The sequence below is a fragment of the Sporomusa aerivorans genome (assembly GCF_041428895.1).
Taxonomy (GTDB): Bacteria; Bacillota; Negativicutes; order Sporomusales; family Sporomusaceae; genus Sporomusa; species Sporomusa aerivorans.
In genome coordinates, this window is sequence record NZ_CP156926.1 from 2,543,898 (window position 1) to 2,558,098 (window position 14,201).

15 protein-coding genes are annotated in these 14,201 nt (G+C 48.5%); 9 read left to right on the forward strand and 6 right to left on the reverse strand.

The window, feature by feature from the left end:
* Positions 1–30: 30 nt before the first annotated feature.
* Together crcB and SATMO3_RS11895 are read left to right on the forward strand one after the other, a co-directional pair.
* Positions 31–405 carry a fluoride efflux transporter CrcB gene (crcB, locus tag SATMO3_RS11890; protein ID WP_371381002.1) on the forward strand — a complete coding sequence of 125 codons (375 nt, stop codon included), beginning with the start codon at positions 31–33 and terminating at the stop codon, positions 403–405.
* A 36-nt stretch (positions 406–441) separates the two neighbouring features.
* Positions 442–915, forward strand: coding sequence for an HAD family hydrolase (locus SATMO3_RS11895; RefSeq protein WP_371381003.1), 474 nt, complete (start codon positions 442–444; stop codon positions 913–915).
* 172 nt (positions 916–1,087) lie between these two features.
* Here SATMO3_RS11895 and SATMO3_RS11900 read toward each other — a convergent pair whose 3' ends face one another.
* Positions 1,088–1,777, reverse strand: a complete 690-nt coding sequence (locus tag SATMO3_RS11900) for a B3/4 domain-containing protein (RefSeq protein WP_371381004.1) — start codon at positions 1,775–1,777, stop codon at positions 1,088–1,090.
* Positions 1,774–2,598, reverse strand: a complete 825-nt coding sequence (gene proB / locus SATMO3_RS11905) for a glutamate 5-kinase (RefSeq protein WP_371381005.1) — start codon at positions 2,596–2,598, stop codon at positions 1,774–1,776. The genes SATMO3_RS11900 and proB overlap by 4 nt, the downstream gene beginning before the upstream one ends.
* Before the next feature lie 127 nt (positions 2,599–2,725).
* On the opposite strand from proB, the gene SATMO3_RS11910 reads away from it, so the two are divergent.
* The 3 genes from SATMO3_RS11910 (at position 2,726) to SATMO3_RS11920 (ending at position 4,968) form a co-directional block, all read left to right on the forward strand.
* Complete coding sequence (locus SATMO3_RS11910; protein WP_371381006.1) at positions 2,726–3,595, forward strand: LysR family transcriptional regulator; 870 nt, start codon at positions 2,726–2,728, stop codon at positions 3,593–3,595.
* Between the two features lie 345 nt (positions 3,596–3,940).
* On the forward strand, positions 3,941–3,988 hold the full coding sequence (locus tag SATMO3_RS11915) for a hypothetical protein (RefSeq protein WP_246589005.1): 48 nt from the start codon (positions 3,941–3,943) through the stop codon (positions 3,986–3,988).
* A 662-nt stretch (positions 3,989–4,650) separates the two neighbouring features.
* Positions 4,651–4,968, forward strand: coding sequence for a hypothetical protein (locus tag SATMO3_RS11920; protein WP_371381007.1), 318 nt, complete (start codon positions 4,651–4,653; stop codon positions 4,966–4,968).
* An 85-nt stretch (positions 4,969–5,053) separates the two neighbouring features.
* Here SATMO3_RS11920 and SATMO3_RS11925 read toward each other — a convergent pair whose 3' ends face one another.
* Complete coding sequence (locus tag SATMO3_RS11925; RefSeq protein WP_371381008.1) at positions 5,054–6,484, reverse strand: nitrilase-related carbon-nitrogen hydrolase; 1,431 nt, start codon at positions 6,482–6,484, stop codon at positions 5,054–5,056.
* Between the two features lie 539 nt (positions 6,485–7,023).
* Here SATMO3_RS11925 and SATMO3_RS11930 point away from each other — a divergent pair.
* The gene (locus SATMO3_RS11930; protein WP_371381009.1) at positions 7,024–7,749 is read left to right on the forward strand and encodes a cyclopropane-fatty-acyl-phospholipid synthase family protein; all 726 of its coding nucleotides are present in this window, start codon (positions 7,024–7,026) and stop codon (positions 7,747–7,749) included.
* A gap of 611 nt (positions 7,750–8,360) precedes the next feature.
* Here the strand turns inward: SATMO3_RS11930 and SATMO3_RS11935 are convergent.
* Positions 8,361–8,813 carry a DMT family transporter gene (locus tag SATMO3_RS11935; protein ID WP_371381010.1) on the reverse strand — a complete coding sequence of 151 codons (453 nt, stop codon included), beginning with the start codon at positions 8,811–8,813 and terminating at the stop codon, positions 8,361–8,363.
* A gap of 122 nt (positions 8,814–8,935) precedes the next feature.
* Between SATMO3_RS11935 and SATMO3_RS11940 the strand changes: the two genes are divergently transcribed.
* Both SATMO3_RS11940 and SATMO3_RS11945 read left to right on the forward strand, forming a co-directional pair.
* Positions 8,936–9,850 carry a LysR family transcriptional regulator gene (locus SATMO3_RS11940; RefSeq protein WP_371381011.1) on the forward strand — a complete coding sequence of 305 codons (915 nt, stop codon included), beginning with the start codon at positions 8,936–8,938 and terminating at the stop codon, positions 9,848–9,850.
* Positions 9,840–10,481 carry a lactate utilization protein gene (locus SATMO3_RS11945; RefSeq protein WP_371381012.1) on the forward strand — a complete coding sequence of 214 codons (642 nt, stop codon included), beginning with the start codon at positions 9,840–9,842 and terminating at the stop codon, positions 10,479–10,481. The genes SATMO3_RS11940 and SATMO3_RS11945 overlap by 11 nt, the downstream gene beginning before the upstream one ends.
* Positions 10,482–10,629: 148 nt before the next feature.
* Here SATMO3_RS11945 and SATMO3_RS11950 read toward each other — a convergent pair whose 3' ends face one another.
* Positions 10,630–11,514, reverse strand: coding sequence for a DMT family transporter (locus tag SATMO3_RS11950; protein ID WP_371381013.1), 885 nt, complete (start codon positions 11,512–11,514; stop codon positions 10,630–10,632).
* 160 nt (positions 11,515–11,674) lie between these two features.
* Between SATMO3_RS11950 and SATMO3_RS11955 the strand changes: the two genes are divergently transcribed.
* Positions 11,675–12,550 carry a LysR family transcriptional regulator gene (locus SATMO3_RS11955; protein ID WP_371381014.1) on the forward strand — a complete coding sequence of 292 codons (876 nt, stop codon included), beginning with the start codon at positions 11,675–11,677 and terminating at the stop codon, positions 12,548–12,550.
* Positions 12,551–12,698: 148 nt separating this feature from the next.
* Here SATMO3_RS11955 and SATMO3_RS11960 read toward each other — a convergent pair whose 3' ends face one another.
* Complete coding sequence (locus tag SATMO3_RS11960) at positions 12,699–14,045, reverse strand: lipase family protein (protein ID WP_371381015.1); 1,347 nt, start codon at positions 14,043–14,045, stop codon at positions 12,699–12,701.
* Between the last annotated feature and the right edge of the window lie 156 nt (positions 14,046–14,201).

Sequence of the window (14,201 nt, forward strand, 5' to 3'; positions counted from 1 at the left end):
AGACAATTGCTGTAAGTGAGGTGAACAGATTTGCCGGAAGTAATGTTGGTAGCAGTCGGCGGAGCCATTGGCTCAACGGCACGGTATTTGGTATCTGTCTGGGCCGCTGCGCGGTTTGGCGCAGAATTTCCTTACGGGACGTTGATTGTAAATATTGTTGGTTGTTTTATTATTGGCGCTTTCATGACGATGGCTACCGAGCGGTTAAGCCTCAGCCCGTACTGGCGGTTATTTATTACCGTGGGGTTTGTGGGCGGGATGACCACCTTCTCATCGTTTAGCTATGAAACCATCCATTTGTTGCAAGAAGCGGATATGCTGCGCGCTTTTTATAATGTAGGACTCAATATCCTGGTCGGTTTCTCGGCTACATGGCTGGGAATAGGGGTTGCCAGATTATTTTAACAGCTGATAATGATCGAATAAGGGAGCGTGAAGACAATGATTTCCGTACAGTTGCCCAATGGCAGACAATATGAATTCCGCCATGTGGTGTTTGACTATAACGGGACGCTGGCCGAGGACGGGCGCATGACTGGCGAGGTGCGGCAACTACTGGCTGAACTGGCGGCCAAGGCGCATGTCGCGGTGATAACGGCGGATACCTTTGGTCTGGCGCGGCAGGAACTGGCAGCCGTGCCGGGGGTGGAACTGATTTTGTTAGCGGCAGACCAGGACGGGACGGAGAAAGCCCGGCTCGTCCTGGAGCGGGGCGCCGAACATACCGTAGTCGTCGGCAATGGCGTCAACGACCAGCCTATGTTTTTCATTGCCGGGCTGAAAATCTGCGTGCTGGGCCCGGAAGGGGTCAGCACCGGTGTATTGGCGGCGGCCAACATTGTGGTGCGGTCGCCGGCGGATGCCATCCGGCTGTTATTACAGCCCAAGCGACTGATTGCGACCTTGAGGACTTGAGTATGGTTGAAAAAATATACTATGCTGACGATAAAGGCTGTTCGGGCGGTGGTTAGGCGGCTGCCCAAAAGTAACAAGCCATTTTAAGCTTTATTTTTATAAGAAAACGCAAGCTATACACCAACATAGGTGCATCGGGCTTGCGTTTTTTGATTATGCATTCGCGCTTTGCTCATTCTGCGAACAAGACTGTTTGGTCTAAGCCACGGAATATAGAACCTTCAAGGGACTGTACATCACAATATGTTTGGAGTAGCTTTTTGAAGCGTGTTATCCACTCCTCCAGCCCGTTTCCACCATCAAACGCATAAAGCACGTTGATGATTTCACGGTCACCAGCCTGTATCATGGCGCGCCGGCTGTCACTGCTCGGGTTGCCGAAGGCGCCAATATCATCATACAATGCTGGTAGATGCTCGATATTAATAGCGCCTTTGCCAATGCCTTCATAACTTGTGCCGTCCGGTGCACGGTGCAGGGTGATATTTCCGGACAAACAGCTCACGTCATACGAACCAATAGAATAGCCGGAAGAGATTGAAACCAAATTGTTGGTCTCGACTATGTTGTTGATGTGATACAGGCCATTGCCCTTCACGGCGCGCCGCAGCATGGCTTCCGCCGCATTCCTGTATTCGTGCGGTGATTTGCCGAGCGCTTTATAGGCATTTCTCGTGGCTGCAATTTGTGGAATGCGTGCGATAGCATCCAGCGTACACTGTGCCTGTAACTCGCTTATTGTCTTGTCGAGTAATTCCAATAGAGCCGGTGTGCTTTTTTGCACAATCGCCCGATAATGCAGAATACCGAGAGCGGTGTCCGGATAAAGCTGTTGTAACTCATCTGAAATAAAGAAATTCATTGTGCTCTCCTTTCTAACCTTGAGATGGCCTGCTGTTTTCCAATAAATCTGGTTCCTACAGCTGCACCTTCGAGAATATCATAGAGTGTCTTTGGACGGCTTCCCTGTGTGATCACCATGTCAATGCCATAGGCGGTCACAAGCCGCGCCGCCCGGAGTTTGGTAATCATGCCGCCGGTGCCGCCGGCAGAGCCTGCTCCACCTGCAAGCGCACTGATATGTTCATCGATTTCCGAGACCTCGCTAATCAAGTGTGCATTGCAGTCTTTTTTGGGATCACCCGCATATAATCCGTCTACATCGGACAAATTGATTAGCAAATTTGCCTTACAGAGCAGAGCGACAAGCGCGGCAAGGGTATCGTTGTCGCCGAACAGTTTCTCTTTAGAACGGATTTCTGTGTGGCTGACAGAATCGTTTTCGTTGACGATCGGTATTATTCCGCGGGTTAGCAATGCCTCAAAGGTGTTGCTGAGATTTTGCTTTCGCTCCGCATCATCAAGGTCTGTGGCATCAAGTAAAATCTGAGCTGCGGTCCTGCCATACTCATTGAAAAGCCGGTCATACATATGGACAAGCTCACATTGTCCGACTGCTGCCGCCGCTTGAATGGCGGGCAAATCCTTTGGGCGCGCCGGAAGCCCCATTTTGCTATATCCGACCGTAATTGCGGCGGATGTCACAAGAACGACCTCATGCCCCTTGCTTTGTATATCGGACAGCACGCGCACCAACTGCTCCATGCGCTGAAGATTAATTTTTCCGTCCACATTGGTCAGCGTCGATGTGCCGGCCTTTACAACAATCCGTTTTGTTTTCATGCAATTCCTCCATAGACCTGTACCTTGTCATTCTGCCTGTTTCAATATACAATGGTTCTTAGTATAAAGTAAAACGATAATTTATTACATTTGATATGAGGAATTCTCATAGCTGGGAGATGAGCCTATGGATTTGAAGAAGTGCGAGGTTTTTGTTCGCGCGATCGACACCGGCAGCTTTTCAAAAGCGGCAGAGCTGTCAGGCTACACGCCTTCCGGCGTGGCGCATATGATGAATGCGCTGGAGGACGAAATTGGCTTTCCGCTGTTGGTGCGCGGGCACAGAGGGGTCGCGCCAACAGAAAATGGACAAAAGCTGCTGCCCATTCTGCGGGAACTGTTACGGTGGAATGAACAGTTCAGACAGACCGCAGCAGAAATCAACGGCCTTGAAACCGGTACGGTTACGATCGGCGCTTATTCCAGCATTGCAACTCATTGGCTGCCCAAGGTTATCAAGGCGTTTCGCGAGAAGTATCCTCATATTAAAATCCACTTGATGGAAGGTATCCGCCAAGAAGTAGATGGGTGGCTTTCAGAACGGCGAGTAGATATTGCTTTTTTCAGTTATCAGGAGCCGATGACCTACGAATGGATACCTCTGAAAACAGATCCCATGCTTGCTGTTTTGCCGCCTGAACACCCGCTGGCGCAGCTGGCGGCATACCCGCTTGCCGCATGCCAGGAGGAAGCATTCATCATGCCTGCGTTGGGAAAAGACGACGATGTTGTTGATCTCTTGAAGAAAGCGGGCTTGACTCCACAGATTTGTTTTTCAACACTGGAAAATTATGCGGCCCTCGCCATGATCGAATGTGGATTAGGCATGAGTGTGATGAATGAGCTTATTACCAAAGGACGACAAAACAACGTCGTCATGCTTCCGCTCGACCCGCCGCAAAGTATTACGCTGGGAATCGCCGTTTCGTCTATAAAGGCAGCTTCACCGGCAGTACGAAAATTTATTGCTTATGCAATGAGAATGTTAAGAGAGTAAGGATTATTCTAAAGCAACTAAAAACAGGGCCCAAATCTTTGTGTTTCAAGGATTTGGGCCCTGTTTTGTTGGGGTAAACATTTAAGAACTAATCCATCCTAGAGGAATTGGTTAGTTCTTAATAGCTCTACTGAGGCTAACCGTTAGGTTAGACAATCTGCCGGGCTGGCGTGTTAGCGCACGTCAGTCCTTTTTCTATACTCAGGAATAGCAGAATATGTAACTTTTTTTCTTTCTGCCTGGAAAATTATGCTATAATAATCGTAACAGGTTGTCAGGGAACGGTTAGCCACACCCTTTTAGAAAGGGGGTGGTATGATGACAGCATTCGAGGCAATGTATCTTATGATCGCATTTGCAACGCTTGTTGTTTTAATCATAAAAAAGAAATAACCGCCCCCTGCCAAGGATTACGGTTATTTCTTATAGACTTTAGTCCGGGCTAACCGTTCGGTTAGACAACCTGTAGGGCTGACGTGTTAGTGCACGTCAGTCCTTTTCTTATATTATACCCATAGATTGTAAATTATGCAACGGACTAGGAAAAAATCCGGTCTGCCTGTCTCACTTTACTTGCAATTCACTTGAAAAGAGCTATAATTAGAAATAGGTGGAAATTAAAGAGTCGCCGTGACCCGGAAGTGTTGGAGCACTCCCGCGGCACGCGCAAGGTGTAAAGGCACCTACACGTAGCAGCCAAGCTGTCCACGACGACATTTCTATTATACAATGCCGCCTGTTTGAACACAAGCAAGGCGCGGGTGTAGTGGGATGTTGGCATGAGAGCAGGCTGTGCGACTTCATGCAGTAAGAGACTTAGCCTGTTCCTGATACAATCAACGGAAAGGCAACTGTTTGCGTACCTAGTGTACGGACTGCCTTTTTGTTGACAGCCGGTTCTTACCGGTTTATTAGGTTTGGGATTTAGCAAACGACGAAGCAAAGCGCATGTGTAGGGTTAAAAACCTCGCATGCGCTTTTTAATTTCCCCCTGTAAAAAAAGCTGGCGGCAGCGCCAACGGGTATGCCGCAGCCTAAGTATAGGGGGCATTGTTGTGTTTAACAGTATTTTAAACCAGGCGTTTGAGCAGTACGTCCTTGACAGGGTGGATAATATCCTTATTATAGCCGGTGTTACTGATGCAAAATACAGGAAAGTAGTGAAAGCGGCTGATTCTGTACTGTCACAGCTTATGAAAATTGCCTGCGAACTGGAAGCGCAGCAGCCGGAATTGCTGCGTCTGGTTATGGAGTATGAGGCCGCCACTGCCATTGAATCCGGCCTGGCGGCTGAAATTGTTTACCGGGAAGGTATTCGGGACAGCTTAAGCATACGTCAGGAATTTACCGCTTTTATGCAGAAGCAAATTTAAGGCTATTAGTATTCTTCCGCTTATAGTCCCGTTAATCTCATTGGCCGTACAGTTCTCTGCAATCGAAAAGCCTTTTTTGTCAGTTTCATAGCAGTTTTACAACAACAGTGGCAAGCCGGAAGATAACCAGGGCCGTTCCAAGCAGGCATAGCCAGCCCAGCCAGTCGCCGAACTGGCTGTACAAAGAATAGCCGCCGCCTAGCGGTACTTTCGTGAGAAGGCCGGTTTCAGCATGATCATTGGCGACTGCTGTGCCCAAAAGGCGGCCGCGGCTGTCGCTGACCGTGAGCAAACCCCATTGCGCAGCGCGGACTACGGCGGCATTTCCTTCCACGCCGCGCAGGACGGCAACGCGGGCATGCAGCCAACCGTCAGTGTGAAAATCCAGAGCCGGCACCAGCAGGAGACCGGCTCCCTGCCGGCTGTATTCCCTGGCCGGCTGGACAAAATCCATATCCTTGCAGATAGCAATTCCAGTGCTGGCGGCTGTGCCGGTTGCCAGCAGCGCAAGGTCCTTGCCTGGGGCATAGCGGCTTTCATAGGGAGAAAGCAAATGCTGCTTAAAGTAAGACTGGATCAAAGAGCCATCCGGGGCAAATACCAGAACGGCGTTGCGGAGCTGCTCCTCCTGGAGGCTGAGGCCGGCAATCAGTGTAACCTGGTTTGTGCTCGCTGCCTGACTTAGTAGGGATAAGCCTGTTGCGCGGACGGCTGGCGACAAAAACGCAATTTTTTCCGGCAGCAGCACAAACTGCGCTCCGGCGGCTGCCAGCGCGTCCACGCTGCGGCTGTAGCGGTGCAGGGAAGCGGTTATGGTCTCCAGGTCCTGGCTGCGCAGTTCTTCACGGGTGGCAGGCACAGCGGCCAGGCCAATGGTAACAACCGGAGTGTCCGCCGGCAGGTAAAGGCGGCAGAATCCAAAAAGAAGCGCTGCAGCTAAGAGGCTGCCAGCGAGCAGGCCTGGCAGTCGCCAAGGGTTCCCGGTGCGGTGATTATGCCAAACGACGGCCAAACTGGCGGGGATCAACATTAAAAGAAATGTGATGCCCCAGATGCCGGTCAGGGAAGCCAACTGTATGACCGGAAGATTAAAAGCCTGCGTATAAGCCAGGCTTTCAAAAGTGCCGAACGAGGAAAGTAAGGAACGGACAAACTCGTACGCTGTCCAGGAGGCGGCAAAGGCGAGTGGCGCGAAAGACCAACCCGAGGAATGGGCTGTTGTGCGAAAGAGTAAGATGGACAAAGCAAAGGAAGCCGCATTCAGCGCAGTTGTGCCGGCAAATAGCAGCGGCGGCAGATAGCCGAACTGGTTTGTGGCGCCGAGGACGAAAGCTGTAAATGCGGCCGGAACTGTCTCTACGGTCCGGGAACGCAGAGAGTAAAGGCATACCGGCAGCGGCGCCAGCCAGGTCAACAGCCAGTAATCGTAAAAGCCTGTGGAGAAATAGAATAGTATGGCGCTCAAACAAGTGGCAAAAAACGAGGAATGAAAGATTTTTGACGGTAATGCGGGCATGGCAAGGCCCCCTTTTATGATGCTCTTATGATATTCTCCAGGTGCGCGGAAAAACCTTTGCCTGACAAGCGGGCGGCGCTGCAGCCTTTGACACGTCTTCCGGCTGTAGCCGCAAACTGTATTTCTAAGGACAGAGTATCATTAATTTTGAACTTGTCAGTTATACATAGCTGGCTGATTGCTGGACGAAAGGGAAGAATAATAAAGGGGCTGTCGCGCTAAGATAGCACCTAAAACAACAAAAAAAAGGCGTCCGGCTAAGGCACGCCTCCAATAAAGAAGTATTTACATTGACATACTGATAGTGTATGCTATAAGTAAGTTGAAGAAAGAGGGAGTGTCTTGATGTCGGTAATTCTGTAAGGGCTTAGGTTAAGGGCATGAAACGAGCAGTTGTTCTGCTTTTATTTGTGTTGTAAAAAACTGCCTTACAGATTGAATGGCATCCATTATTTATAATGGTGTAATTTGTAGCGCAGTATCATACTGCGCTTTTTTGTTTTCTTTCTATAAGGCGAAAATTAGAAAGGAAGAATACCATGTATCCATTTACAGACCAGTTTATGTCCAATGAGGAAAATGTTAAGTTCTTGAAAGCCGCTATGATGGGGCCAAATGCCATGCGATTATCAGAGGAATTGTCATCGTATCTAAACATTGATGAGAATATGCGAATACTTGACCTCGGCTGCGGGTGTGGTCTTTCCACGCTTTTGTTGGCGAAAAAATATGGCGCGTCCGTTTTCGCCGCCGACCTTTGGATTTCGCCAACTGAAAACTATGAGCGTTTTCAATCTATCGGGATTGCTGATAAGGCCGTGCCGATTTCCGTAGACGCGACCAAAGGGTTGCCTTTCGCAAACGGATATTTTGACTTGTTGTTCACCGTGGATGCTTACCATTATTTCGGCGATACGGCGGAAATGCTCCCGTCGCTTATTCCTTTTGTGAAAAAGGGCGGCTATATCGCCGTGGCTATTCCTGGATTAAATTACGAATTTGAGGGTAATGTTCCCGATGAAATGCAGCCGTTTTGGAATAGCGAGATGGAAAGAACCTTGCGCTCTCTTGATTGGTGGAAAGATTTGTGGAAGAACGCAGAGGGCATTGAAATGGTGGACAGTCGCGAAATGGCCTGTTGCAGACAGGCGTGGAAAGAGTGGCTGACCGGTTATCATCCCATTGTCGCTGAGGACATCAAAATGATGGAGGCTGAAGGCGGAAAGTATTTTAATCTTATTCAGTTGATTGCTAAAGTACTCTGAATACCTTTGTTCCAATAAAGTAGACTTAGCTTCAGATGGGGTTTTAGCCCCACCTGAAGTTTAGTCGCCCTTATCCAGGAACTTAGCCGCACTTATCTCCCGCTTATAGAAGCAGGAGTCTTAGTGCGGGTTAGTTACAGGATAAAGTGAAGCCTTGTCCGTGAATAAGGCCGCTACGCCTATCCAGCCAGTCAAGGGCCGAGTAGTATTTTGCTAGCGCAGAATCTCCACTCTTAACCCCTTTGACTGGCTGGATTTTTGCCGTACCATTGCGCCGCCGGCTGCTCCATTTTACGGCAAAATTGGCTTCGCTGGACTGGCGGCAATTGGTAGCTTTATGCGGTGGCTCGAGAAACCCGAACGGCGAAAGGCGCTGTCAATGGAATGTGGAATAGCGGACAGAGCGTATAACACACTACACTTTGCGCGTCACGGTTTCACCCTACCCCTCAAAATGCAAAAGACGGACTATCAGCTTTACGCCGATAGTCCGTCTTTTGTTGTCACATTCCGCTTGTCGACTACCCAAGCTGAATGTTCCCTTTAGCCGTGTATTGGGAGGCCGTAAACAAACGGCATCCTTTCTGGGAAAACGGAGGCTATAACGGGGATTAATTTGTTTGAATGGCGTATACTCCCAAGGTTAATAAAATTACACCTAGTATTCTTGCTCCATTTACGGTATGCACCGCTCCCAGAATACCAAAATGGTCAACGATCACGGCAAAAAGTATTTGTCCCGCAACTAACAGGCTGAATAAATTGGCAAAACCGATCTTAGGTGAGGCGACAATGGTTGTAAAGATATAGAAAGCACCCAGCAAGCCTCCGGTCCACATCCACCAGGTTGTTGCTAAGACCTGCTGAAGGGAAGGTGAATTTTGCAGTCCTGATTTTACAGCGAGCAGGTAGGCGGCAAATAAGCCGAGTGTACCGACGGCGAAGCTGACAATGGATGTCAAAAGCGGACTGGCAAGACTTAAGGATAGCTTCCCATTAATAGCTGCCTGTGTGCTGATCGCTGCTCCTGAGAGGAATGACAGCAGATAATAAGTAAAGTTCATGGCCACACCTCATTTTCTTGATAGTTAAGCGTACTTGCGAATAAACTGCACTTTTATTATAATGATTTTACCCATATAATCAAAATTGATATTTAATATAGGTAGGTATAAGGTGAGGTTATATGCATATTAATCTGGAACTGTATCGTATTTTTTACGTGACAGCTAAAACCGGCAGTATTTCCAAAGCGGCAAAAGAGTTATTTACCTCTCAGCCAGCCGTTAGCCAGTCAATTAAACTATTAGAGCAAAAGCTTGGCGGGCAATTATTTTTCCGGACTTCCAAGGGCGTTTCGCTAACTGCCGAGGGGGAGATATTTTTCCGCTATATCGAGCAGGGGTACCAGCTGATACAGACAGCTGAACATAAATTTCAAGAGATGCTGCATTTACTGACCGGACAAATCCGCATTGGCGCCGGCGATACCCTGAGTAAATATTATCTGCTGCCATACCTTGGCCAATTTAATGAATGCCATCCGCAAATACAAATACATGTAACCAATCAGACTACCTTTGAGATCCTTGACTTTCTCAAATCCGGCAAGATTGATCTGGGCATCATAAATTTACCGATTGAGCGGGACGCTGCTGTCGAGATCACGGAAACCCAAAAGATCCAGGATTGCTTTGTCGCCGGCCGCAAATTCAGGCATTTGAGCGAGGCTGAGATCAGCTTAACAGACTTAACGAAATATCCAATTATGGTATTGGAAAAGGGGGGCAATTCACGGACTTTTTTGGAAAAGTATTGGAGCGCCAACGGTCTGGTATTGCAACCTGAATTTGAATTAGGAACCATTGATTTATTGATTCATTTTGCCAAAACCGGCTTAGGGGTTTCCTGTGTAATAAAGGATTTTATCAGCGAGGAGCTGCAAAACGGGGAGCTGTATGAGATCAAAGTCAAAGAGCCAATACCGAAACGGTCAATTGGTTTGGTAGTATTGCGGGATGTTCCATTATCTACAGCTGCCAGGAAATTTGTTTCCCTCCTGACAACTGGTGCAAAGGAGACTCAAGTAAATGGACGCTAATACAAAATGGTATACTGAGAAAAGAGTGGAACGGGTGATTGCGAGCTTAGAAAAGCATAATATGCAGGGGCTTTATGTGGAGAATACGATACAGCTTATAAATAAAATCAATGAACTGATACCTGAAAATTCTATTGTGGCGGTGGGGGATTCGATGACGCTTGTTGAAACAGGGGTTATCGAAGAATTGCGCAGCGGGAAATATCAGTTTCTCGATAAGTACAAACCCGGAATTACCCGCTTGGAAAAGGATCGGATCTATAGGCAGACATTTAGCGCGGATACATTTTTGTGCAGTACCAATGCCTTAACTGAGTCGGGTGAACTGTACAACATCGACGGAAACGGCAGCAGGGTTGCCGCAATGCTCTATGGACCCAAACAGGTGATAATCGTCGCCGGGGTCAATAAAATTGTGAAAGGCCTGCAGGAGGCCGAGGTCAGGGTAAGAAATTATGCGGCTCCGCTGGACGCCAAAAGATTAAACAAGAAGACACCCTGTACTTCGCTTGGTTACTGTGTAGACTGCCGGAGTGAAGAGCGGATCTGTAATGATTTTGTGGTGATTAAGCGGCAGTTTGATCCGAAGCGGATCAAAGTAATCCTTATTGAGGGAAGCTACGGTTATTAGCAATGCCGCTCTCCGCGAAAGTTGATCTATCCGACATTTCGGATGCTGGCTTTGCAAGGCGCTGAATATAAAAAATGCCGCCCTCATTATCAGGACGGCATAATCGAAGCAGAGCCAGCAATGCCATTAGTGTGTATAGCCCGAGCCGTTAACCGCATTCATCGCTGCTGTAACGGTTAAAGTCTTCTTGTTTCTTCATGCCGGCTATAAGCACCCCGCACAAAACAAGAGCAGCGCCGATATAACCTTGCGGCTCTAAAATCTCCTGCAGGAAGATAAAACCGAACAATGCCGCAAAAACCGGTTCCAAAGAAAAAAGGATACCTGTTCGTTCCGGTGTCGTGAATTGCTGGGCGACCGGTTGCACAACGAAGCCAAACGCGCTGCACACAATCGCCAGCCCCAGTACGGCAACCCATTCGGTAGTAGTAGCTGGCAAAACCGGCGTTTCAAATACAAATGAAAAAAGTAAGCCATATAAAGCAGCAAAGCCTAACTGGAGGATTCCAAGCTGCAAAGTATCTGTTTTATGCGCAAAAGAGTTGGTGACAAGAATATGTACCGCATAGAGAAATGCGCCAAGCAAACATAGAATTGAACCGCTTTCGATTATAAACGTAGCCTGGATTGTCAACAATCCTATTCCGGTAATGATTGTCAAAATTCCCGTAAGGATTGGGAGGGTGGGCAGCCGGCGCGTAATTAAGGACTGCAGAAGCGGGACAAACACGACGGTGGTGCTTGTTAGAAAACCGGCGGCTGAAGCTGTTGTTGTTGTTAATCCATACATTAGAGCCGTAAAAACACCAAATAGAATCAGGCCAACCAGTGCGCTACAGCCGATTGTTTTGGAGTCGGCTTTAATTATGCGCTTAGGAAATATGAGGAATGTTATAACAAAAGCAATGCCGAACCTGAGAGCGATTAAAGTAAAAGGTTCGATTCCGTTTAGGCCAAGTTTCATCAAAAGATAGGAGGTTCCCCAGGCCATAGAGATGGTAGCGATGAGTAAATCGGCTTTTTTCTGTGTCATAGTGTAGTCTCCTCGTATTCCGCAACCCTTGTCCCGAATTTGTGCACGACACTTGCTATGCTTGTGCTTTGTTGGAATTTAGTATACTATAAAGGCAAAGATTATAAAAACGCATCTTTTTAATGAAAAACATGATATTTTGTAATGGAGACTAAGTCTGATGAACATTCAAAAATACGAAGCCTTTTTGAAAACCGTGGAGTGTAGGAGTCTTACGAAAGCGGCGCAGGAACTTGGCTATACGCAATCGGCAGTAAGCCATATGCTGAATGCACTGGAAACCGAGTGGAGTGTTACTCTCTTGACACGTGACCGGTCAGGAGTATCTGTTACTTCTGACGGGTTGCAGCTCTTGCCGCTTATACGAAAGGTCTGCAATGCCAACCGGGAGCTGTTGAATCAGGTAGGAGAACTGCACGGCCTGGAAGCCGGTGTCATTCGCATAGGCACCTTTACCAGTGTATCTGTGCACTGGCTGCCCAAAATGATAAAAACTTTCCATAGTGAGTATCCGAACATTGATTTTGAACTGTTACACGGCGATTATACCGAAATTGAAAATTGGATTCTGGAAGGGCGGGCCGACTGTGGTTTTCTTCGTCTGCCCGCCAAGGCAGACCTGGAAAGCATCTTCCTGGAGCAGGACCGCCTGCTGGTAATACTGCCGGAGCAGCACCCGTTAGCGGACTGCGACTATTTCCCCATTACCAAGTTAGCCGACGAACCCTTTATATTGCTGGAAGAAGGCCCGGAAAATGAGATAACAAAAATTTTTGCGGAAAATGGCATCCGGCCCAATGTACGGTTTACGGCCAGGGATGATTATGCTATCATCTCCATGGTTGAATGTGGTTTGGGAATTAGTATATTACCGGAACTGGTACTGCACCGGACGCCGTATAAAGTTGTCAAGCGGGAGTTAGCTACACCTGCGTTCCGAAAACTAGGCATCGTCCTGAAAGATACTCGTTATGCCTCGCCGGCTGTCAAACGATTCTTAGACTATCTGCACCATCGGGAAGGTCAATTGACATAAAGAAAACACGGCTTGCGCCGGGCCTGTGGCGAAAGCAAAAGCCGCTGCTGCCTTAGCCCGGCGAAAGTTAGACTTGCTATCAGGATAAAGTAAAAACGGGTAGAGAAATAGCTTTCTCTGCCCGTTTTTTGTCAAGATTAAGAGAGTTTTATTTATTAAGTTTTGTACTGGCAGCAAGATCGGTAAAGCGGTTGCTTGTGTGCCCGTTCATGTCTTTAAAAGCGTGAATGAACGCTTCCAACGGAGTGAGGGTGTCGTTTGAACTGGAAAAGGAGGCAATGTCGGCGACTGCGCCGGTTTTTGTGTCATATACTGTCTGGGTGATGGTTATATAGTAAATATCCCTTTTCTCTTTTACGCGGGAGGCACTGACTTCCGAGACAATAGCCCAGCGGCAGCCGGAGGCAGCCGCTGTTTGCCGCCAGTCATCCGAAACTGTCTGATTTTCAGCCAGGACATAGTTTGGGAACGTGTGTCTGTATTCATCAAGCAACGCTTCATTCATGTACCAGAAGTCTGCCTGCAAAGCCGACGGGAGGTTATTTTGCAGCGGGAGCAGCAAGATGGGCGTACGATGTGCTGTTATCGTAGCCGGCGGGGGCGGCAATTGCATCCCGGCCGCAACTGCCAGGTGGCGTTTCTCGTAGTAATTTTTTAGCGCAGCGTCCAGATAGCTGGTCAATTGATGAGGATCACCCAGGGTATCAGGAGTATCCCATTTGATTGATTTACCGAACTGCTGGTAGCCGCCGACCAGAGTTTGCAGGACGCCGGTTACCGCATCGCCGGAATTGACAATCCGCGTCAGTGGGAGGACCGAATTGAACTTAGCGGCAAAAGCGGCATTGCCAACAGCAGGAGCGCCGAAGGTGATGACTTCCAGCTGTTCCGGGCTGACGCCTGCGCTCAGAAGTCTTGCGCCGGCCAGTGTGGCTGCTGCGCCCCCGAGACTATGGCCGGTCAGGTATAGTTTGCAGGTTTGGTCAGTTTGGAGCAAAACAGGCAGAGCAAGACTGTCGTACCGGGGATTGCGCAGGCGGGCGGAGGGACCGGCCTGGACAAATTCATTAAACCCTTTATGAACTTTCGGCTCGGTATCCGGTATGTTTTTTTTGTTGGCATTAGCGATAAACTCACTGGGATTTTCGCCGGAAAAATATACTTTATCGACTTTGAGGTCGATTTTGACGTCACGCCTATTTTCCGTGCCGACAATGGCTACCAGGTAATAAGATACCCCTGGCTTTTGGGCAATCAGGTAACGGGCGCCGGTTTGTCCCTGGTCTTGCACATAATGATCAATTTGCCAGCCTTCCTGTGCCAGGTAACGGTTGGCTAGCTCGCCAATCCGGCCGTTATAGGCCGCTGCGCTGGCGCCGGCGGCAAGGTATATTTTATAGGCTTCTTCATAATCCTCTTTCGGCCCGGTGTAACCCGTGACCGGAATGGATAGCAGTTGGCCTGTGATCAGTATTAGCAGCAACAAGCGTTTCACAAAATATCACCCCCGTATTTACTGGTTCTGCCAGCGTTGTGTTTGTTTTTTGCTTTGACTGCCAACGGAGGAGTCAGACCGCTGACTGTGTAGTCAGCAACAGGCATACCCTGACCAGTCAGCAGTTTGGCTGTAACATAAATACTTCTCTGAGCA

What these genes read in the sequence shown, in the direction of transcription:
- SATMO3_RS11895 (WP_371381003.1), top strand. Translation starts at nt 442, where the DNA reads ATGATTTCCGTACAGTTGCCCAATGGCAGACAATATGAATTCCGCCAT.
- SATMO3_RS11900 (WP_371381004.1), bottom strand. Translation starts at nt 1,777, where the DNA reads ATGAATTTCTTTATTTCAGATGAGTTACAACAGCTTTATCCGGACACC.
- proB (WP_371381005.1), bottom strand. Translation starts at nt 2,598, where the DNA reads ATGAAAACAAAACGGATTGTTGTAAAGGCCGGCACATCGACGCTGACC.
- SATMO3_RS11910 (WP_371381006.1), top strand. Translation starts at nt 2,726, where the DNA reads ATGGATTTGAAGAAGTGCGAGGTTTTTGTTCGCGCGATCGACACCGGC.
- SATMO3_RS11925 (WP_371381008.1), bottom strand. Translation starts at nt 6,484, where the DNA reads ATGCCCGCATTACCGTCAAAAATCTTTCATTCCTCGTTTTTTGCCACT.
- SATMO3_RS11930 (WP_371381009.1), top strand. Translation starts at nt 7,024, where the DNA reads ATGTATCCATTTACAGACCAGTTTATGTCCAATGAGGAAAATGTTAAG.
- SATMO3_RS11935 (WP_371381010.1), bottom strand. Translation starts at nt 8,813, where the DNA reads ATGAACTTTACTTATTATCTGCTGTCATTCCTCTCAGGAGCAGCGATC.
- SATMO3_RS11940 (WP_371381011.1), top strand. Translation starts at nt 8,936, where the DNA reads ATGCATATTAATCTGGAACTGTATCGTATTTTTTACGTGACAGCTAAA.
- SATMO3_RS11945 (WP_371381012.1), top strand. Translation starts at nt 9,840, where the DNA reads ATGGACGCTAATACAAAATGGTATACTGAGAAAAGAGTGGAACGGGTG.
- SATMO3_RS11950 (WP_371381013.1), bottom strand. Translation starts at nt 11,514, where the DNA reads ATGACACAGAAAAAAGCCGATTTACTCATCGCTACCATCTCTATGGCC.
- SATMO3_RS11955 (WP_371381014.1), top strand. Translation starts at nt 11,675, where the DNA reads ATGAACATTCAAAAATACGAAGCCTTTTTGAAAACCGTGGAGTGTAGG.